Source organism: Aeromonas sp. S16(2024), assembly GCF_041403065.1.
Taxonomy (GTDB): domain Bacteria; phylum Pseudomonadota; class Gammaproteobacteria; order Enterobacterales; family Aeromonadaceae; genus Aeromonas.
The window spans coordinates 81,136-101,786 of the sequence record NZ_JBGLQX010000006.1; the positions used below are offsets into that span (position 1 = coordinate 81,136).

General features: G+C 63.1%; 16 protein-coding genes and 1 riboswitch. Of the genes, 4 read left to right on the forward strand and 12 right to left on the reverse strand.

Annotated elements, in window-relative coordinates:
* Window positions 1-603 precede the first annotated feature (603 nt).
* The 6 genes from thiH to thiC are packed head-to-tail and all read right to left on the reverse strand — an operon-like array spanning window position 604 to window position 7,115.
* Window positions 604-1,818, reverse strand: a complete 1,215-nt coding sequence (gene thiH / locus ACB030_RS06410; RefSeq protein WP_371158671.1) for a 2-iminoacetate synthase ThiH — start codon at window positions 1,816-1,818, stop codon at window positions 604-606.
* Window positions 1,819-1,835: 17 nt separating this feature from the next.
* On the reverse strand, window positions 1,836-2,603 hold the full coding sequence (locus ACB030_RS06415) for a thiazole synthase (RefSeq protein WP_371158672.1): 768 nt from the start codon (window positions 2,601-2,603) through the stop codon (window positions 1,836-1,838).
* 1 nt (window position 2,604) lies between these two features.
* Window positions 2,605-2,805: a sulfur carrier protein ThiS gene (gene thiS, locus ACB030_RS06420; protein ID WP_042042049.1), complete on the reverse strand. Its 201-nt coding sequence runs from the start codon at window positions 2,803-2,805 to the stop codon at window positions 2,605-2,607.
* A complete protein-coding gene (locus ACB030_RS06425; protein WP_371158673.1) occupies window positions 2,802-3,575 on the reverse strand; it encodes a ThiF family adenylyltransferase in 774 nt (257 codons plus the stop codon). Before ACB030_RS06425 ends, thiS begins: the two co-directional genes overlap by 4 nt.
* Complete coding sequence (gene thiE / locus ACB030_RS06430; protein ID WP_371158674.1) at window positions 3,565-5,124, reverse strand: thiamine phosphate synthase; 1,560 nt, start codon at window positions 5,122-5,124, stop codon at window positions 3,565-3,567. Before thiE ends, ACB030_RS06425 begins: the two co-directional genes overlap by 11 nt.
* Window positions 5,121-7,115, reverse strand: coding sequence for a phosphomethylpyrimidine synthase ThiC (gene thiC / locus ACB030_RS06435; protein WP_371158675.1), 1,995 nt, complete (start codon window positions 7,113-7,115; stop codon window positions 5,121-5,123). Before thiC ends, thiE begins: the two co-directional genes overlap by 4 nt.
* A gap of 267 nt (window positions 7,116-7,382) precedes the next feature.
* A riboswitch (TPP riboswitch) is annotated at window positions 7,383-7,496 on the reverse strand.
* An 84-nt stretch (window positions 7,497-7,580) separates the two neighbouring features.
* On the opposite strand from thiC, the gene ACB030_RS06440 reads away from it, so the two are divergent.
* Window positions 7,581-9,116, forward strand: a complete 1,536-nt coding sequence (locus ACB030_RS06440; RefSeq protein ID WP_371158676.1) for an aryl-sulfate sulfotransferase — start codon at window positions 7,581-7,583, stop codon at window positions 9,114-9,116.
* Between the two features lie 34 nt (window positions 9,117-9,150).
* Here ACB030_RS06440 and ACB030_RS06445 read toward each other — a convergent pair whose 3' ends face one another.
* Window positions 9,151-9,621: a hypothetical protein gene (locus ACB030_RS06445; protein ID WP_371158677.1), complete on the reverse strand. Its 471-nt coding sequence runs from the start codon at window positions 9,619-9,621 to the stop codon at window positions 9,151-9,153.
* Window positions 9,622-9,706: 85 nt separating this feature from the next.
* Window positions 9,707-10,123 (reverse strand): hypothetical protein, encoded by a 417-nt coding sequence (locus ACB030_RS06450; protein ID WP_319916772.1) that lies wholly within the window; start codon window positions 10,121-10,123, stop codon window positions 9,707-9,709.
* A 90-nt stretch (window positions 10,124-10,213) separates the two neighbouring features.
* Between ACB030_RS06450 and ACB030_RS06455 the strand changes: the two genes are divergently transcribed.
* Window positions 10,214-10,882: a response regulator transcription factor gene (locus tag ACB030_RS06455; protein WP_371158678.1), complete on the forward strand. Its 669-nt coding sequence runs from the start codon at window positions 10,214-10,216 to the stop codon at window positions 10,880-10,882.
* A 29-nt stretch (window positions 10,883-10,911) separates the two neighbouring features.
* Entirely contained in the window at window positions 10,912-12,141 is a 1,230-nt protein-coding gene (locus ACB030_RS06460; protein ID WP_371158738.1) for a sensor histidine kinase, read from the forward strand.
* Window positions 12,142-12,382: 241 nt separating this feature from the next.
* Here ACB030_RS06460 and rimK read toward each other — a convergent pair whose 3' ends face one another.
* From rimK to metH, 4 genes are all read right to left on the reverse strand, one after another.
* Window positions 12,383-13,279 (reverse strand): 30S ribosomal protein S6--L-glutamate ligase, encoded by an 897-nt coding sequence (gene rimK / locus ACB030_RS06465; RefSeq protein WP_025325466.1) that lies wholly within the window; start codon window positions 13,277-13,279, stop codon window positions 12,383-12,385.
* Between the two features lie 115 nt (window positions 13,280-13,394).
* On the reverse strand, window positions 13,395-14,459 hold the full coding sequence (locus ACB030_RS06470; RefSeq protein WP_371158679.1) for a Gfo/Idh/MocA family oxidoreductase: 1,065 nt from the start codon (window positions 14,457-14,459) through the stop codon (window positions 13,395-13,397).
* Between the two features lie 130 nt (window positions 14,460-14,589).
* On the reverse strand, window positions 14,590-15,006 hold the full coding sequence (locus ACB030_RS06475; RefSeq protein WP_371158680.1) for a hypothetical protein: 417 nt from the start codon (window positions 15,004-15,006) through the stop codon (window positions 14,590-14,592).
* A 36-nt stretch (window positions 15,007-15,042) separates the two neighbouring features.
* Window positions 15,043-18,738, reverse strand: a complete 3,696-nt coding sequence (metH, locus tag ACB030_RS06480; protein WP_371158681.1) for a methionine synthase — start codon at window positions 18,736-18,738, stop codon at window positions 15,043-15,045.
* Window positions 18,739-18,940: 202 nt separating this feature from the next.
* On the opposite strand from metH, the gene ACB030_RS06485 reads away from it, so the two are divergent.
* The gene (locus tag ACB030_RS06485) at window positions 18,941-20,218 is read left to right on the forward strand and encodes a cation:proton antiporter (protein ID WP_371158682.1); all 1,278 of its coding nucleotides are present in this window, start codon (window positions 18,941-18,943) and stop codon (window positions 20,216-20,218) included.
* Window positions 20,219-20,651: the final 433 nt, after the last annotated feature.

Below are 20,651 nucleotides of genomic sequence, written 5' to 3' on the forward strand. Positions count from 1 at the left end.
GGCGCGTGCCGTCGGACAAGCGGGTGAGCCGAAGGAACCCGACGAAGTCGGGCGAATAAGCGGGGGAGAAGACCTTTGGTGACTTTGGGTCTTTCCAAAGTCACTCGCCCAAGCCCGAAGGGCGGGCGAAACCCCTTCGAGGCCAGCGGCCTCGCATCCCGCATGGCGACGCCGTGCCATTCCCCCATCACGCGGGACGGACGATTACGCCTGACGGCTAAGCGCCCCTACGACGGCGCGGCATGGCCACATCAAGACCCCTCCCCAGCCCTCCCCTTCGCAGGGGAGGGAGCTGTATGCGCGCCGCAGACGACAGAGGGCAACTGAATACCCCGCATTGGCGGGCGAAACCCCTTCGAGGCCAGCGGCCTCGCGTCCTGCTCGGCAAGGCCGTGCCATTCCCCCCATCACGCGGAACGGACGATTACGCCTGACGGCTAATCGACCCTACGACGGCACTGCATCGCCGCATCAAGACCCCTCCCCATCCCTCCCCTTCGCAGGGGAGGGAGCCAAAGCATCGGCACCAGCAAGGAGCGCGGCCGAACACCGCCCAACCGTTATGACGGGCGGCTACCAGTCCAAAGGGGGGCCTGGCCGCCCCTATCGGCCCAAGAACGCCTCCCAATCCTTGAACACCGGCTGCAACCCAGCCTGGCGCACGGCGGCGGCCACCTCGCCCACAGAGCGATCGTCATGGATGGCGAACTGCTCCAGCTCCTCCTTGTCTCCCTCCGCATAGCCGCCGGGCTGGGTGCGGGATTCAGCCGACATCTGGGTGATGCCAAGGCGCAGGCCGCCGTTGCGAAACGCAGGGGACTCCCGGGTGGAGAGGGACAAGTCCAGGGTTGGCGAGAAGAGGCGCCAGGCGCAGATCAGCTGCACCAGCTGGCGGTCCGACATGGTCACCTCGGGCTCCAGCCCCCCGGTGCAGGGGCGCAGCCGCGGGAAGGAGAGCGAATAGCGGCTCTGCCAGTGGTGGCGCTCCAGCCAGCTCAGGTGCTCGGCGACAAAATAGCTGTCGGCGCGCCAGTCAGGCGACAGGCCGATCAGGGCCCCCAAACCAATCTTGTCAACCCCGGCGCGTCCCAGCCGATCCGGGGTGGCGAGGCGCCACGCAATATCCTGCTTGTTGCCGCGCAGGTGGTGGCGAGCGTAGGCGGGGGCGTGGTAGGTCTCCTGGTAGACCATGACGGCGTCGAGGCCCAGGGGTTTCAGCTCGGCGTATTCGGCCTGCGACAGAGGCTGCACTTCCATCGCCAGGGTGCTGAAGTGGCGGCGGATCTGCGGCAGGTGCTCACGAAAGTAGTCCATGCCCACCTTGGTCTCGTGCTCGCCGGTAACCAGCAGCACGCTGTCGAAGCCGCGTGCCTTGAGGGCCAGACACTCGCGCTCAATCTCCTCGGCATTCAGGGTCTTGCGCTTCAAGCGGTTGCTCATGGAGAAACCGCAATAGCTGCAATCGTTGGCGCACAGGTTAGACAGATAGAGGGGCACGTAGAAACCCACCGTATTGCCGAAACGCTGGCGGGTGAGGCGCTCCGCCAGCTCCGCCATCCGGGGCAGGAAGGGCTCGGCGGCCGGGGAGATCAGTGCCATAAAATCCTGCAGGGTGCGGCGTGGTGCGCTCAGGGCACGCTCCACATCCAGGGCCGTCTTGGTTCGGATCTGCATGCCCACGTCGTCCCAGTCCAGCTCCTGCCAGCGGTCGATAAAGGAAGGCTCCTCAGCCCTCACCCCCAGCCCCTCTCCCAGAGGGAGAGGGGGGCTATCACTCGGGCGCACTTGGGGTGGTGCGAAAGGCTCGAAGTCACTCATCGCTCCAGCATCATTACTCATAGCGCCCCCAGAAAATCGGTCAGAGGGCTGGAGGCCTGCGCCTGGCTGCCGCGCACCCCGAGGCCCGCCTCATAGGCGCTGCGACCGGCCTCGCAGGCGAGCGCGAAGGCGCGGCCCATGGCCACCGGATCCCCGCTCACGGCAATGGCGGTGTTCACCAGCACGGCATCGGCGCCGAGTTCAAAGGCGGCAGCGGCGTGGCTCGGCGCACCTATGCCCGCATCCACCACTACGGGCACCCGCGCCTGTTCGATGATGATGGAGAGGAACTCACGGGTCACCAGCCCCTGATTGGAGCCGATGGGGGCGCCCAGCGGCATCACGGCGGCGCAGCCCACCTCTTCGAGCCGCTTGCAGAGCACGGGATCGGCCCCGCAGTAGGGCAGCACCACGAAGCCCTCCTTCACCAGCTGTTCGGCGGCTTTCAGCGTTTCTATGGGATCCGGCAGCAGGTACTTGGGATCTGGGTGGATCTCGAGCTTGAGCCAGTTGGTGCCGAGCGCCTCCCGGGCCAGGTGGGCGGCAAACACAGCTTCGGCGGCTGTCTTGGCACCGGAGGTGTTGGGCAGCAGCTTGACCCCGAGGGCCAGCAAGGGGCTCAGGATGTCGTCGTGGCGCTTGCCGGGCTCGAGGCGCTTGATGGCCATGGTCACCAGTTGGGAGCCGCTCGCCGCTATGGCGGCGGCCATCAGCTCGGGGTGGGCAAACTTGCCGGTGCCGGTGAAGAGGCGCGATGAGAAGGTGTGGTTCGCAATGGTCAGCATCTCAGCCTCCGGCGATGGCAGTGAAAAGGTGGATCTCGTCCCCGTCATTGAGGCGGGTCTCTGGCCAGCGGCTGCGGGGCAGCACGGCGCCATTGAGGGCCACCGCCACCCCCTGGGGGGCAATCTCCTGCACCGCCAGCAGCTCGGTCAGGCGCTGGCCGGTGGGAAGCGTCAGTTCGATATCGTTCAATCGAATATTCATTGGTCATCCTTATGGCTGCCACACACCGGGCAGTCGGGGTCGGCAGGCAGGCGTAGCGTCTGCCACTCGTGGGCCAGGGCATCGAAGCGGCGCAGGGTGCCCGCCACCTGGCTGGGGCGCCCGAGCAGCAGTTTCAGTGCCTCCAGCGCCTGCAGGGAACCCATAACCCCTACCAGAGGGCCGGTGACGCCGCTGCTCTGGCAGCTCTCCCTTACTTCGGTATCCGCCGGGTAGAGGCAGGCGTAGCAGGCATGTTCCGGCGCGCTTCGCACCATCAGCTGACCCTGCCAGCCGACGGCGGCGGCGGAGATCCAGGATTTCCCCTGGGCCACGCAGGCGGCGTTGATGGCGTGGCGGCTGGCCAGGTTGTCGCAGCAGTCGACAACCAGATCCACCTCGGCCACGAAGGCTGGCAGGCTATGGGCGTCGAGACGCTGGTTGATGGCGATCAGCTCGACGTGGGGGTTGTGGGCCGCCAACCGCTCCCGGGCCAGTTCGGCCTTGGAGCGGCGCAGCCCCTCCTCATCGAACAGGATCTGGCGCGGCAGGTTGCTGGAATCCACCGTGTCGCCGTCGGCGAGCCACAGGGTCCCGACCCCGGCCCCGGCGAGATAGAGGGCGAGCGGCGAGCCGAGGCCGCCGAGACCAACGATCAGCACCGACTTGCCCTTGAGTCTCGCCTGCCCGGCTTCCCCTATCTCGGCCAGCATCAGCTGGCGGCCATAGCGCAGATACTCTTCGTCACTTAGAGATGCCTCGTCAGAGCGCATGTGCCACCTCCTGCACTGCTATGGCGGAGCGCGCCGGATCCCCGGCCCCCACTGCCGCCAGCAGCCGGGCCGTGGCCCCCTGCCAGTCGTCGCTCCCTGTGATGGCGGAAACCAGAGCGATACTGCCTACCCCGCTCTCCTTCACCGCCGCTATGCGTTCTTCGCTAATGCCGCCGATGGCGACAGTGGGCCAGTCGCGCATAAGGGCGCGGTAGTGGTGCAGCCGCACCAGCCCCTGGGGGCGGGAGGGCATCTGCTTGGTGTTGGTGGGGAAGATATGACCCAGGGCTATATAGGAGGGTGCCAGCTCCCGGGCCCGCATCAGCTCGAAGTAGCCGTGGGTGGAGATGCCAAGACGCAGACCAGCAGCCTGAATGGCGGCGAGATCGGCTGATCCCATATCCTCCTGCCCCAGATGCACCCCATAGGCACCGGCCGCTATGGCCTGTTGCCAGTAATCGTTGATAAAGAGCCGGGCCCCGAAGCGGCGACCCAGGGCCACCGCCGCCGCAATGGCGGGCATCACCTCTTCGGCGGACAGATCCTTGATGCGCAGTTGCAGTGTCCTGACCCCGGCTTCCAGCAGCCGCTCCAGCCACTGCACCGAATCCACCACCGGATAGAGGCCGAGACTCTGTTCGGTCGGGGCAAAGGGCCCCTGGGGCAGACGGGTGGTACTCACCTCATAAAGACCGAAGCGACGATCCAGGCTTGATCCCGCCAGCACGGCCCGGGGGAAGTGGGCGAGACTGGTTGGCCAGCCGAGGTGGGCTATGGGGCCGGGGCCTGCCCCTACCCCCTGCGCCTCTGCCAGCCCTTGCTGCAGATAGGCACGCGCCAGGGTGATAGCGTCTTCCACCGGGTAATCCAACGCCTGGACCGCGGCGATGGCGCTGGCGTAGCAGCAGCCGGTGCCGTGGCCGTGGCGGGTGTCGAGCCGCGGCGCGGCGAGCCAGAACTCCCGCTCTGCATCCTGGTAGTAATCGAGACAGAGATCCCCGCTCCACTCAAGGTGCCCCCCCTTGACCAGCACGGCGCGGGCGCCGAGTTCACGCAGTCGCACCGCTCCCGCCCGCACCAGCGCAGGGCTGGTCGCCGGAATGCCGGTCAATGCTTCCAGCTCGGGGCCGTTGGGGGTGATAAGCGACAGACGGGGCAGCAGATGCTCGCGCACCGCCGCCAGCATGTTGGGCTCCGCCATGGGGGTGCCTGTGCTGGCGATGGCCACGGGGTCATAGACCACGAAGGGGGCGCTTAACGTATCGAGCCGCCGGGCCAGCACCTCCACATGGAGCCGGGTCGGCAGCAGACCGATCTTGATGGCGGCCGGGGGCAGATCGACGCCGAGGGCGTCGATCTGGGCGCAGAAGGTCTGCATCAGCACGGGATCCACCATCTTCACCGCCACCGAATTCTGGGCCGTGATGGCGGAGATGACGGAGCAGCCGTGCACGCCGAGGGCGTGCAAGGTGTGCAGATCGGCCTGAATGCCGGCACCGCCCCCCGAGTCGGAACCGGCTATGGTCCAGACGATGGGCTTGGTGCTCATGCTTCTTCCCGCTCCTCTTTGAGGGCCGCCGCCTGATGGTAGAGCTCGCCCCCCTTCTCCTTGAAGGTCTCGGCCATACGGTTCATACCGCTTTCCACCTCGGCCACCACTCGCTCCTGCTGGCCATCCATGCCCACCAGCTTGATCTCCACCGCCTCGAGCTTGGCGGCGTAGTCGCGCACATCCTGGGTGATCTTCATTGAGCAGAACTTGGGGCCGCACATGGAGCAGAAGTGGGCCACCTTGCCGGACTCCTGGGGCAGGGTCTCATCGTGATAGGCACGGGCGGTTTCGGGATCCAGCGCCAGATTGAACTGATCCTCCCAGCGGAACTCGAAGCGCGCCTTGGACATGGCGTTGTCGCGGATCTGGGCGCCCGGGTGACCCTTGGCAAGATCGGCGGCGTGGGCGGCGATCTTGTAGGTGATGAGCCCCTGCTTCACGTCCTCCTTGTTCGGCAGCCCCAGGTGCTCCTTGGGGGTGACGTAGCAGAGCATGGCGCAGCCATACCAGCCGATCATGGCGGCGCCTATGCCGGAGGTGAAGTGATCGTAGCCCGGGGCTATGTCGGTGGTGAGCGGGCCCAGGGTATAGAAAGGCGCCTCGTGACAATGCTCCAGCTGCTCTGTCATGTTGCGCTCTATCATGTGCATGGGCACGTGACCCGGCCCCTCGATCATCACCTGGACGTCGTACTCCCAGGCGATTTTGGTGAGCTCCCCCAGGGTGTGCAGCTCGGCGAACTGGGCCTCGTCGTTGGCGTCATAGACGGAGCCGGGACGCAGGCCGTCACCCAGGGAAAGCGCCACGTCATAGGCGGCGCAGATCTCGCAGATTTCGCGGAAATGCTGATAGAGGAAGTTCTCCTTGTGGTGGGAGAGGCACCACTTGGCCATGATGCTGCCGCCACGGGAGACGATGCCGGTGAGGCGCTTGGCGGTCATGGGCACGTAGCGCAGCAGCACGCCGGCGTGGATGGTGAAGTAATCCACCCCCTGCTCGGCCTGTTCCAGCAAGGTGTCGCGGAACAGCTCCCAGGTGAGATCCTCGGCGATGCCGTTGGTCTTCTCCAGCGCCTGATAGATAGGCACTGTGCCGATGGGCACAGGGCTGTTGCGCAGGATCCACTCCCGGGTCTCGTGGATGTAGCGGCCGGTGGAGAGATCCATGACGGTGTCGGCGCCCCAGCGGGTGGACCAGACCAGCTTCTCCACTTCCTCCTCGATGCTGGAAGTGACTGCCGAGTTGCCTATGTTGGCGTTGATCTTCACCAGGAAGTTGCGGCCAATGATCATGGGCTCCGCTTCCGGGTGGTTGATGTTGCTCGGGATGATGGCGCGGCCAGCGGCCACCTCGTCGCGCACGAATTCGGGGGTGATGTTCTGTGGCAGGCGGGCACCGAAGCCCTGGCCCGGATGCTGGCGCAGCAGCAGCTCGGAGCGCACCCGCTCGCGACCCATGTTCTCGCGAATGGCGATGAATTCCATCTCGGGAGTGACCACCCCCTGACGGGCATAGTGCAACTGGGTCACCCGGCGACCCGGCTTGGCGCGCAGCGGCTTGGGCAAATTATCGAAACGCAGGTGATCCAGCCCCTCGTCGGCGAGGCGCTCCTGGGTGAAGGCGGAGCTAAGATCATCCAGGGCTTCGGTGTCGCCACGCTCCAGCACCCAGTTTTCACGCAGGCGCGGCAGACCGCGGCGCACGTCTATCTCGGCGCTCTCGTCCCCATAGGCCCCCGAGGTGTCGTAGACGGGGACAGGCTCGTTGGCTTCGAACTGCGGGTTATCCTTGCTGCCCCCCACCAGGGTGTCAGCCAGGACGATCTCCCGCAGCCCCACCCGGATATCGGGACGGGAACCCTGGATAAAGATGCGTCTGGAGTTGGGATGGGCCATGCCCTTGAGGTTGTCGATAAAGGCCTGGGCACTGGAGCGCTGCTCCCGGCGGCTGACGGGCACGGACTTGCTGTTTTCAGAAGAGGTAGACATAGCAAAACTCACATTAACTGGTTGAAGTTATGGGTGTTTGCTTGTCTGGAGTTCGAGGAGAAGTGATGAACTTGCGATCTGGGTGCGCTCTCGAGAGGGAGCGAGCGCGGGATGGATCATCCCTGCTCTGCCGTCCCGCCCCCTTGCGGGGTACATTCGCCGCCCTGACGGGCAAGCGGCGGGACGACATCCCTCCTGTGCGCCTGTTCTTGCCCTGGGCTTCCCCTCAAGGCAAGGGGGAAGTGGCTACTCCCCCGGCGCGGCAACTCGCAAGTTACCCTTGTTTCCCTTCGCAGGTCTTAACCTGATCAGGTTCCACGGATCCCGAATTAACGGTCTCAGCTTTGCGTCGTTCGACGGTCAGCACTCCGACAAGATGGCGCCAGTATATACGGCCTATCTTTTAACTCAACCATGATTTTTTCACTACAATGAATGTTGTTCATTAACATAGGGACGATGTTTATGATGAACCACAAAAAGACACTTATTCTTGGCATTTGCTGCTTCGGCTTATATGGATGCGACAGTAGCAATGACAGCAAGACTCTGGCTGAACAATTTATTTATGATCCTGCGACACAGGTTATTGAAGATGATCAGCATACGTCAGTGTTTATTTCGGCATTAAATATGAATGGACTGGATACTGGCAAAATAAAAAACATCTCCTTCCGTATAAAGACAAAAGATGGCAATTTTGCCAAGCCTGTCTCTGCCACATATGATTGGAGCTATCTTTCCAACAGCGGACTATTCAACGCTGCAAATAACAGTGTCCAAGTTCCAATATTTGGCCTCTACAGCGACTATCTGAATGAACTCACGATAGACATTCAGTATATCGATGACAGCATCTACTCATTCCAGAAGATGGTCCCCGCGGCCACCTATGTTGATAGTGCAGGTATTTATGACAACGTTGGCATCAGCATCAAGCCCACCGCCACACCAAGCTATAGTTATTTTTATCTAAAAGGGGCACTGAAATCTCCAATCATCATGGATGTCGATGGCGAGGTACGTTGGGATGCAGACATTAAAAGAGTCTCCAGCTCATCTGCTTTTATAAACAATGCATTCTGGACAGGAACTATCAAAGGTGCAGCCACCGCCATTGATGTGTTGTCCCTGTATGGGAAGGCTGATGTTTTACGCATCAATGGTACAGCGATGGGTAGCGATGCCTATTTTCATCACAATATAGACTTTGGTAAACAAGGTATATTAATTGAACTCGATGGCACAACTGATGGTGCGTTAAAAATAGAGTCATTTTTAAGTGAGATAGACGAATCTGGCAATGTGATTAAAGAGTGGGATCTCGGTGAAATATTTTCTGAATATATGGTTCAGGAGGGTGATGACCCCAGCAACTTTGTCAGAAATGGTGTGGACTGGTTCCACATGAACGCAGCCACCTATGATCCAGCCGATGACACCTTGCTGGTCTCCAGCCGTGAAAACTTCGTGGTAAAACTGGATTACAACACAGGGAAGATCATCTGGTTGCTGGGGGACGAGACCAAGCACTGGTACTCCTATCCTTCTCTACAAAAGTTGGCCTTATCACTCTCCTCAGGGCAAGTGCCTATAGGGCAGCATGCAGTATCTATTACCAAAGAGGGGAAATTGATGCTGTTCAACAACGGCCTGAAGAGTTTCAATCATCCCTCTGGCACCCCTGCTGGCATCGACCTCGCAACCAGCCAGACAGCCATCTTTGATATTGATAGTCAGAACAAAACTGGCCAGATGATTTGGAGTTTTGACGATGGTATTTATTCGGATATCTGTTCGAGTATCTATCAGGACCAGCTATCTGCCCAAGGGGACTTTCTGATCAACTATGCGGCAGCCGACAATAGAACCCGTGCCATCATTCAGGGGATCAACAAGGATAAACAGAAACTGTTCGAGTTTACCTACCCAAGCCCGACCCCCTGCGCCACCTCCTGGAACGCCATCCAGATCCCTCTCGAGAACATTCACTTCCAATAAACAACAAGCTAGCGCCACCCGTGGCGCTAGCTCCTTAGTCATCCTCCGGGTTGGGGATCAGGATCTCGGTCAGACGGCCCTCATCATCCCGGCTCAGCACCAGCCGGCGGCCCGGTTGCAGATCGGCGGGGCTGCCGTTCACCCAGCGGGTGCCGGCATCAAACACCAGCACCCCCAGCTGCTGCAGCAGCAGGCTCTCTCCTGCGGTGGCGACCAGCCTGTCCTCCGCCCGCAGCCACTGGTCGCTCTGGGCCGGATCCGGCGCCGTGGCGAGCACCCGGATCTGTTCGGCCACACCGTAGCGGCTCTGGATGGCGAGGTGCATGCCGGGCCTGAGATCGTCATACTGCGCCACGCCGTGCAGCGCGGCGCTGCCGAGCTCGAGCTCGGCCCCCTGAAACTGCAGGCGGATGCCGTCGTTGTGCTCCAGCTCCACCAGCCAGAGTTCGGACTCGCCGGCAAGGGCGTGAAAGGAGAACAGCAGGAACAAGGCGGTTCTGGTCATAGCAAGCAGGCCCATGGTCAACCCGGCGAGGAGGTTTAACTATGGGCCTGGATGGGCAATTTTTCCGGTCGGGTGGTGCTGCGGCTCAGTCGTCCTCCCGGCAGCGGCTCAGACGCATGCCGTCGAAGCGGCACTCCAGCTCCAGCCAGCGCCCCTCGAAGGGGGTCAGACTGTCGTCCGAGGTGACATAACCCCAGATCCGCCCCTGAGTCACAGGCCCTTCCAGCTCCATCTCGTGCTTTTCCTCCAGCGGCTCCACCTCGCGGACCAGCCGCCTGTCGCCCTCGATCACCCCTTCCAGATCGACCCAGGTGCCGCCGAGATCGTCTTCGTCCAGCCCATCCTTGAAGCGGGTTTGATCATCGATCACGAAGGGAATGCCGTTGACCATCAACTGGCCCAGTTGCCAGCTGGTGCGGCCGGTCAGCTTGAACTCGGCCGCCTGCACCAGGCCAAAGGGCAATAAAATCAATAGCCAGAGGGCGCAGAGAGACTTCTTCATCGGGGATCCTCGGGGTTACACTGGCACACAGGATGTCTCATCCGGTGTGAAATGGCCGTGAAATGTCGGCCCAAACCAGGAGATCAGAGCATGAAAATACTGGTGGTGGAAGACAGTCCCCAGGTGGCTGAGACCGTCATGGATTATCTGGAGCTGGCCGGGCACAGGGTGGACTGCGCCTATCACGGCCAGGCCGCCCTGCAACTGCTGGCCGAGCAGCGTTTCGACGTCATCATCATGGACGTCATGATGCCGCGCCTGGACGGCCTGCGCACCGTCGAGCGGTTGCGTTCGGACGGCATCGCCACCCCCGTGCTCTTTCTCACCGCCCGCGACAGCCTGGACGACAAGCTGGCAGGTTTCAAGGCGGGGGGCGACGACTACCTGGTCAAACCATTCGCCATGGAGGAGCTTGAGGTGCGGTTGCAGGCCCTGGCCCTGCGCGGCCCCCGCAGCGACATGGGGGCGTTGGCGTTCGGCGAGCTGGAGGTGGATCCCGCCGCAGGCCGCGCCACCCGCGCCGGGGTGGAGCTCAAGCTCGGCAAGATCCCGTTCCAGATCCTCAGCCTGCTGGTGAAACGGGCTCCCCAGCTGGTGACGCGCCAGGAGGTGCTCGACACCGTCTGGGGCGATGAGGAGCCCGACTCCGACGCCCTGCGCAGCCACATCTACGCCCTGCGCAACGCTCTGGACAAGCCCTTCCCCAGCCCCATGCTGGAGACACTGCACGGCCAGGGCTACCGGCTGGTCAAACCATGAGCCCCCCGCCCCCCCCGAGCCAGCAAGCCTTGAGCCTGCCGAGCCTGCGCAAGCGCCTGATCCTGGCGCTGGGCGGGGCCGGCTTGCTGTTGCTGCTGATCCTGAGTCTGCTGATGGTGGTAGCCGAAGACAAGATGGAGGAGCTCAGCCTGCGCCACTGGCTGGAGGCCGAGGTCACCCGCTACAACGATGACTGGCTGCGGCTCGGCCCGGCGGCGCCCGCCCCCAGTCCACGCCAGTTCTCCAGCTACTGGACGGAGGCGGGACGCCTGCCGGCCTGGCTGAAACCCTACCAGACTCCCGGCTTCTTCGAGCACCAGCTGGGGGAGGAGGACAAACACTTCCTGGTGCACGCCCACCCCTCGGGCCAGGGCCTGCTCTACCTGGTGTTCAACGACGACGCCGATGACTACCTGGATCCTTACGAAGACAGGCTGCACCTGGTCACCCGGCTGATCGGGCTGGCCCTGCTGCTCGGCTGCATAGCGTTCGGCATCTGGCTGGTGCGCCACATCACCCGCCCCCTGGACAGGCTGCGCCAGCGCGTCGCCCACCTCACCCCGGATCAGGTCGACTTCGTGCCGGACGCCCCCTGGCAGGAGCTGCGGGAGATCGAGCTGGCGCTGCTGGCAGGCAAGCACGAGGTGGCCGCCGTGTTCGCCCGGGAGCAGGAGTTCAGCCGCTTCGCCAGCCACGAGCTGCGCACCCCCAACATGGTGATCCAGGGCTCCGCCGCCCTGCTCGGCAAGGTGAGCGACCTGCCCGCCCCCGCCGCCCGGGCCGCCAGCCGCATTCGCGCCGCCAGCGACGAAATGGCCCTGCTCACCGAGACCTTCCTGCTGCTGGGGCGCAAGGAGGCGGTCGAGCGCCCCCCGCAATGGGTGGCACCGCTGATCCAGCGAGAGCTGGCGCGCCTCGCCCCCCTGCTGCAGCGGGAGAGCCTGGATATCCGCCTCAATCTGGACGAGCAGAGCGAGGTGCAGGCCCCTCTCTCACTGCTCGCCATCGCGCTCGGCAACCTGCTGAAGAATGCCCTGAGCTACGCCGAGGGTCATATCGAGATCGCGCTTCAGGGTCAGGTACTCACCATCAGCAACCCGACGGCGGCGGCGCCGGATCAGATCCTGGGCTACGGCTGCGGCCTCACCATCATCCAGCGCATCTGCGAGAAGCTGGGCTGGCAGATAGAGACCCGGCTGGAGGATGGGGTTTTCAGCGCCAGGCTGGCGATGATCACCGCCGACCCCACGAAGGCATAGTTTCCCCCTCATCCCCAACCCTTCTCCCGCAAGGGGAGAAGGGAGCAAACAACCCCATCAGCCAGACAATGGGGTTCATCAGTATTTCTTGCCCCCTGGTCACCGCCCAACCCAGCTATCTGGCCAACACTCGATCGGACCCCTCTCCCTCTGGGAGGAGGTAGCTTCTCAACGAAACGGCCAGAAACAACAAGGCGCCCGAGGGCGCCCTGATTTTTATCTGACTGTGCAAACCCGAGACTCACTCCGCCGGCTTGTGCTTGCGACTCGCCTTGAGCTCCAGAAAGTCGATGATCTTGCCCGCCACATCCTTGCCGGAGGCGGCTTCGACCCCTTGCAGGCCGGGGGAGGAGTTCACCTCCAACACCAGGGGGCCACGGGCACTGCGCAAGATATCCACCCCGGCCACGTCCAGCCCCATGATCTTGGCGGCCTGCACCGCGGTCGCCCGCTCTTCCGGGGTGATCTTGATGGCCGACGCCTCGCCGCCACGGTGCAGGTTGGAGCGAAACTCCCCCGGCTGGGCCTGACGACGCATGGCCGCCACCACCTTGCCACCCACCACCACGCAGCGAATGTCGGCACCATTGGCCTCGCGGATGTACTCCTGCACCAAGATGTTGTTGTTGGTCTGGATGAAGGCCTCGATCACGCTCTCCGCCGCCTTCTGGGTCTCGCACAGCACCACGCCTATCCCCTGGGTCCCCTCCAGCAGTTTCACCACCAGCGGCGCCCCACCGACCATGGTGATGAGGTCGGGCACGTCGTGGGTGCTGTGGGCATAGCCGGTGATGGGCAGGCCAATGCCGTGGCGGGAGAGCAGCTGCATGGCGCGCAGCTTGTCCCGGGAGCGACTGATGGCCACCGAGCTGTTGAGGGCCATGGTATTCATCATCTCGAACTGGCGCAGCACGGCGGTGCCATAGAAGGTGATGCTGGCACCGATGCGCGGGATCACGGCGTCATAGCTCTCCAGTTCCCGTCCTTCGTAGTGGATGGAGGGGCTGTGGGAGGCGATGTTCATGTAGCAGCGCAGGGTGTCGAGCACCTCGACCTGATGCCCGCGCGCCTGCGCCACCTCGACCAGACGGCGGGTGGAGTAGTTGTTGGGCTCGCGGGATAAAATGGCAATATTCATGGAAATGACAGACCTGATAATCGGACTGGAGAGTATAAGGTGCCATGAACGACTGGCAACGCCAATCCTTTCCCCTCACCATTCGGCGTTCTGCAAGAACCGCTGAATACCAGATTCAATGAGGACCACGTAATTCCTGCTGCAGGCTCAGCAGCAGCGCCACCTCCTGCAACCGGCGCGCAGTGACTCCGGCCCAGCCCGCGACAGGCAAGGGCGCCAGCAGGGTTTGGGCTATGCAGTCGCGATAGAGGGGCCCCTCATGTTGCCAGCCCCGCATACCATCGACGCCGTGAAAATGCAGCCACTCCAGATTGCCGCTGCGAAGCAGCTCTATGCGCCGCCCATCCTTGAGATGCAGGCATAACCCCTTCTTCTCGACCCCGGCTCCTGCGTACTTGTCGAGCCAGAGCCTCAGGGGCACCCCGGCCGCCTCGCCGCGCAGGCAGGCGCGCCCCTCGGCGGCTTCGAGATCACCACTGGGGATGGGCTGGCCCAGCCTGTCGGCTACCCCTTCAGCCACCAGCGTCAAGCTGTCATCCCCGCCGAGGGCCACCAGCAGCTCGCGGATCATCGCCAGCAGATGGGTGCCGATGTCGAGAATCACCCCGTCCGGGTGGCGCAATAGGCGCCTGTCCGGCTCGCCGGTGGCGAAGTTGAGGGCAAAGGGGTGCCCCTGCTCGTCAAGGCCGCAGGGCTCCAGCAGGAAGCCCTCCACGGAGGCCACATCGGCCAGGGTGATCGGCGAAATGGGGCCGGTCTGCCCGGCTTGCGGTCGCCACTCATCCCCCAGCCCGCCGCCGAGCAACCGCTGGACGGCGTTGCGGGCCATCCAGTGATCCAGCGCCAGCACCCGGGCGGCAACCTCGGGATCCGCCAGCAGGGCCTGCAGTCGGGCCTGCTGGACCAGGGTCGCCACCACGGGCTTTTCCACCAGGATCAAGGGGATGGGGCTTGCCAGCGCCTGCTCCAGCACCGGCAGATGCAGCAATGAGGGGGTGGCGATGACCAGCCTGTCCAGCGGCAAGGCCAGCAAGGCGTCCAGACTCGGCAGACAGCTTACTCTCGGCAGGCTGCGGGCGGGGTCGAATCCCCAGATCGCCATCTCTGGCGCCAGGGCCCGCAATGCCGGCAGATAGGCGGTCTCCACCACGGCCCCCAGGCCGACAAATCCAATCTTCATGGCAACTTCATCCTCACTGGGGCTCGACCCGAGTGTGGGTCAAACGGGTGTCAAGGCCACACCGGGTTGGCGCAGGCTGGGCGACGCGGCCAGAGGAGACCCCCTTCCACTCAATCAAGAGGAGGCCGGTTCAATGGAGGGGGCCGACCCCGCTCTGCTCCATGCGCCAGCGCAGCACAGCCCGATCAAAGTCCGCCCTGGCCCGGGTGATGTATTGCTCCGACCGTTGCAGAAAGCACGCGAGATGATCCCGGTGGATCTGCGCCCGCTTCACCACGAATCGGGCGGGTTCGTGGGAGGTGCCGTCCCGCCGCTTGCGTTCACGCCACTCCACCCTGTAGTTCAACCCGTCACGCAGGGCCACCATTTCCGCTGAATCATAGAAACGATCGCGCTCATGGAAGAAACCGGCCAGCGCAGAGGCCGACACGTCCAGAGCCCGGCAGAAGACCTTGAAGTCAATAAACCCCTCGTCATCCGCCTCAGCCAGGCAGCGGGCCAGCAAGGCCTCATCGGGCCATGCCTGCTTATCCTTTGTTTTGTCCATTGTCCCTCCAGGTGATGTCAAGGGCGGCCTGCCCGATCAGTGCAGGTTCGGCCCCAGCCAGCGCTCGGCCTCCACCAGCGTCATCCCTTTGCGCTGGGCATAGTCTTCCACCTGATCGGGCTGGATCTGCGCCACCGCGAAGTACTTGCTCTCGGGGTGGGAGAAGTACCAGCCCGACACCGCCGCCCCCGGCCACATGGCGTAGGATTCGGTGAGCTTCATGCCGATGGCCTGCTCCACTTCCAGCAACTCCCAGATGCTGCCCTTCTCGGTGTGCTCCGGGCAGGCCGGATAGCCTGGTGCCGGGCGGATGCCCTGATAGTTCTCGCGGATCAGCTCCTCGTTGCTGAGGGCCTCGTCGGGGGCATAGCCCCAGTGCCGCTTTCGCACCTGCTCGTGCAGGTATTCGGCGAAGGCTTCGGCGAGACGGTCGCACACTGCCTGGATCAGGATGGCGTTGTAGTCGTCGTGATCTGCCTTGTAGGCTTGCGCTATGGCCTCCTCGCCGATGCCGCCGGTCACCGCGAAGGCGCCGATCCAGTCGGGCTTGCCGCTCTCCTTGGGGGCCACATAGTCCGCCAGACAGTAGTTGGGGAAGCCCTGCTTCTCGCTCTGCTGGCGCAGGTGGTGCAGCACCTTGATGACCTCGGTACGGGACTCGTCCCTGTAAACCTCTATGCTGTCCCCCACCCCGTTGGCGGGGAACAGGCCTATGATACCGGCGCAGCGCACGCTCTGATCCTTTTCCAGCCGATCCAGCATGGCGTTGGCATCGGCAAACAGCTTGGTCGCCTCTTCGCCGATGATCTCGTCTTCCAGGATGCGCGGATACTTGCCCGCCAGCTCCCAGCTCAGGAAGAAGGGCGTCCAGTCGATGTAGGGGCGCAGCACCGAGACGGGCACGTTCTCGAAGGTCTGCACGCCCGGCTCCCGGGGGGCTGGGGGCTCATAGCCGACCCAGTCCAGCTGATGGCGGTTGGCGCGGGCATGGGCCAGGGAGACCGGCTTGGAGCGAGGCTGCTTGCGGGCATGCTGATCCCGCGCTATCTCGTACTCCTTGTCGATGCGGGCGACGAAGGCGGGCTTGAGCTCAGGGTTCAGCAGGCTCTGGGCCACCCCGACAGCGCGGGAGGCGTTCGACACATAGACCACGGGTTCGGAATAGTTCTGCTCTATCTTCACCGCGGTGTGGGCCTTGGAGGTGGTGGCACCGCCGATCAAGAGCGGCAGCTTGAAGCCCTGGCGCTCCATCTCTTTCGCCACGTGCACCATCTCGTCCAGGGAGGGGGTGATGAGGCCGGACAGGCCTATGATGTCCGCCCCCACTTCCCGCGCCGTCTTGAGAATGGTCTCGCAGGAGACCATGACCCCGAGATCGACGATCTCGTAGTTGTTGCACTGCAGCACCACCCCGACGATGTTCTTGCCGATGTCGTGCACGTCCCCCTTGACGGTGGCCATCACGATTTTGCCGTTGCTGGAGCCGCCGGACTTCTCCGCCTCTATGTAGGGCTGCAGGTAGGCGACCGCCCGCTTCATCACTCGCGCCGACTTCACCACCTGGGGCAGGAACATCTTGCCGGCGCCGAACAGGTCACCCACCACGTTCATGCCGTCCATCAGCGGCCCCTCGATCACGTGCAGCGGCTTCTCGGCCCCGGCCCGCGCCTCCTCGGTATCCTCCTCGATGAAGTCGGTGATGCCCTTGACCAGGGCATGCTCCAGCCGCTTGCCCACCGGCCAGCTGCGCCACTCCTGATCCCGCGGATCCTCCGCCTGGGCGCCGGCGCCGCGATACTTCTCGGCGATGGCGAGCAGATCCTCGGTGGCGCTGTCATTGAGGTTCAACACCACGGCTTCGACCTTCGCCTTCAGCTCCGCCGGAATGTCTTCGTAGATGGCGAGCTGACCGGCGTTGACTATCCCCATGTCCATGCCGCTGCGGATGGCGTGGTAGAGGAAGACGGCGTGAATGGCTTCCCGCACCGGCTCGTTGCCACGGAAGGAGAAGGAGACGTTGGAGACGCCGCCGGAGATCATGGCGTGGGGCAGATGGGTCTTGATGTCCTTCACCGCCTCGATGAAGTCCACCGCGTAGTTGTTGTGCTCGTCGATGCCGGTCGCCACCGCGAAGATGTTGGGGTCGAAGATGATGTCTTCCGGCGGGAAGCCGACCCGATCCACCAGGATCCGGTAGGCCCGCTGGCAGATCTCGAACTTGCGGGCACGGGTATCGGCCTGGCCCACCTCGTCGAACGCCATCACTATGACGGCGGCGCCGTAGCGACGCAGCAACTTGGCCTGCTCGATGAACTTGGCCTCCCCCTCCTTCATGGAGATGGAGTTGACCACAGGCTTGCCCTGCACGCACTTGAGGCCCGCCTCCAGCACCTCCCACTTGGAGGAGTCGATCATCACCGGCACCCGGGCGATGTCCGGCTCGCCGGCGATGAGGTTGAGGAAGCGCACCATGGCCGCCTCGGCGTCCAGCATCCCCTCGTCCATGTTGATGTCGATGATCTGGGCGCCGCTCTCCACCTGCTGCTTGGCCACGTCCAGGGCCTCGTCGTAGAGCCCCTCCTTGATCAGCCGCTTGAACTTGGCCGAGCCGGTGACGTTGGTGCGCTCCCCCACGTTCACGAACATGGACTCGGGGGTGATGATGAGGGGCTCGAGGCCGGACAACCGGCAGGCCACCGGCAGCTCGGGCAGGGCGCGGGGCTTGATGCCTGCCACGGCGTCCGCCATGGCGCGAATATGGGTCGGGGTGGTGCCGCAGCAGCCCCCCACCAGGTTGAGGAAGCCGCTTTGGGCCCACTCGCGGATATGCTCCGCCATCTCGCCCGCGTCGAGATCGTACTCGCCGAACGCATTGGGCAGACCGGCGTTGGGGTGGGCGCTCACAAAGGTCTCGCTGATGCGGGACAGCTCCTCCACGTACTGGCGCAGCTCGTCCGGTCCCAGCGCACAGTTGAGGCCGAAGGAGACGGGTTTGACGTGGCGAAGCGAATGGTAGAAGGCTTCCGTGGTCTGGCCCGAGAGGGTGCGGCCTGAGGCATCCGTGATGGTGCCGGAGATCATCACCGGCAGGCTGTAGCCCAGCTCATCGAACACCAGATCCACCGCGAAGGCAGCCGCCTTGGCGTTCAGGGTGTCGAAGATGGTCTCAATCAGGATGAGGTCGGCGCCCCCCTCGATGAGGGCGTGGGTCGATTCTGTGTAGGCGGCCACCAGCTGGTCATAGGTGACGTTGCGCTTACCGGGATCGTTGACGTCAGGCGAGATGGAGCAGGTGCGGTTGGTGGGGCCCAGCACGCCTGCCACGAAGCGCGGCCTGGCCGGATCCTTGGCCGTCCACTCGTCCGCCACGGCGCGGGCCAGACGGGCCGCCTCCCGGTTGATCTCGGCCGAAAAATCTTCCATCTCGTAATCGGCCATGGCGATGCGAGTGGCGTTGAAGGTGTTGGTCTCGAGGATGTCGGCCCCGGCGGCACAGTATTGATCGTGGATCTCGCGGATCACCGCCGGCCGGGTCAGCACCAGCAGATCGTTGTTGCCCTTGATGTCGGTATGCCAGTCGGCGAAGCGCTCGCCACGATAATCCGCTTCACCGAGCCGGTACCCCTGGATCATGGTGCCCATGGCACCGTCGATGATCAGGATCCGCTCCTTGAGACAGGCTTCCAGTTTCTGTGTTATGTCCGACTTCTTGCTCGACTCTATGCTCGACACCGCTTCTACCCCTTACATCCATGCAACTGCGTGAGCTCCATCCTAGCAGCAAAAAAATCAAATGGAAATCTAGCCGTCTATCTGTCCGAAATCTCGAGCATATACTCACAAATGGGTAATGAGTAAGATGTGGCCCGAGAGTACCCTATGCCCGTCCTCAACGGGGATACGTGCTTGCTGTTTACTAAAGAGAAAAATAACTATGAGCGTCTACTACACACTCTGTTTCTTGGCAGCGTTGGCGATCTTCATCGCCTTTGCCAACCAGTATGTCGTGAAGATCCAGACCACCATCGCCATCACCGCAGGATCCATGCTGATCTCCGCCCTGATGGTGCTGTTTGGTAAGTTGGGTTGGTTCAATCTGGAACCTCTGGCCGTCGAGACCATGGAAAGCATCGACTTCCAGAACTTCCTGCTGAAGGGGATCCTGGGCTTCCTGCTGTTTGCCGGCGGTCTCGGCATCAATCTGAAGGCATTGCGCAGCCAGAAGTGGGAGATCACCATTCTCTCCATCGCGGCGACCCTGCTCTCCACCTTCATCATCGGCTACGGCTTCTGGTTCATCGCCAAGCTGCTGGGCTGGGAACTGCCGCTGGTCTATTGCATGCTGTTCGGTGCCCTGATCTCCCCCACCGACCCCATTGCCGTGCTCGCCATCGTCAAGAAGATGAAGGCGCCTCCCCAGATCGCTATCCAGATCGAAGGGGAGTCCCTGTTCAACGACGGGGTCGGCCTGGTGATCTTCGCCACCGTCTTCGCCGTGGCCTTTGGCGGCGTCGAGCCCACCTTCGGCAGCGTGGCCGGTCTGTTCCTGCATGAGGCCCTGGGCGGCATACTGTTCGGCGCCGTGCTGGGCCTCATTGCCCACGTGATGATCAGCGCCACCGACGACGGCTCCCTGGAGCTGCTGCTGACGCTGTGCATCCCGACCGCCGGCTTCGCCTTTGCCAACATGATAGGCGTCTCCGGCGCCCTGGCCATGGTGGTCACCGGCATCATGATAGGCAACTGGACCCGCCACTCCGGCTTCTCCGAGCAGAGCCGCCATCACCTGGATCACTTCTGGGAGTTGATGGACCAGTTCCTCAACGCCCTGCTGTTCCTGCTGATCGGCCTGGCCCTGGTGCTGCTGGATCTGGCCTGGCAAGACTGGATCCTGCTGGTCATCGCGGTGCCGCTCTGCCTCGCCGCCCGCTTCATCAGCGTCTCCCTGCCCTATGTGGCCTTCCGCAAGTTCCGTAGCTACAACCGCTTCTCGGTGCGCATTCTCACCTGGGGCGGCCTGCGCGGCGGTCTGGCCATGGCCATGGCGCTGGCACTGCCCTCCGGGGTCATGGTGCTGCCAGAGCAGGGCGTCGATCTGCGGGAGGTGATCCTGGTGATGACCTACTCGGTGGTGATGTTCTCCATCGTGGTACAGGGCATGACCATCACGCCCATGATCACCGCCGCCAAGAAAGCCAGCGGCGACTACTGAGTCAACCGCAGGCCGTGACTGGCAAAGGCAGAAGGGCTCCCTCGGGAGCCCTTCTCGTTGGCGGTCTGGCAATGGAAGATGCGGCACCGTCGCGACATCGCACAATTAGTGTTTGCTTTTTATTCATTTCGAGGAGAGAATGCGCGCCGGCTAGTTAATCAGCCCAGTTTATGTTCGCAATGCTTCAACGTTAGATGAATCCTGCCAGTACCCACATAACCTTCCTCTGATTTACTCGCCTTGAGAACCGTCAGGCTGTCTGCCTGCGTTGCCCGGCTCTCACGGTGCAGACCCGATCTGCCCACCCAATTTGAACTATGCATCCGCATATTCCTTGATAGTGCAGACGCCCTTATGGGGCTGGGTATTCCTGCGCGGATCTGACCGCGCCCATTGACCTACATTTGCAAATACAAGGAGCAATTATTTAATT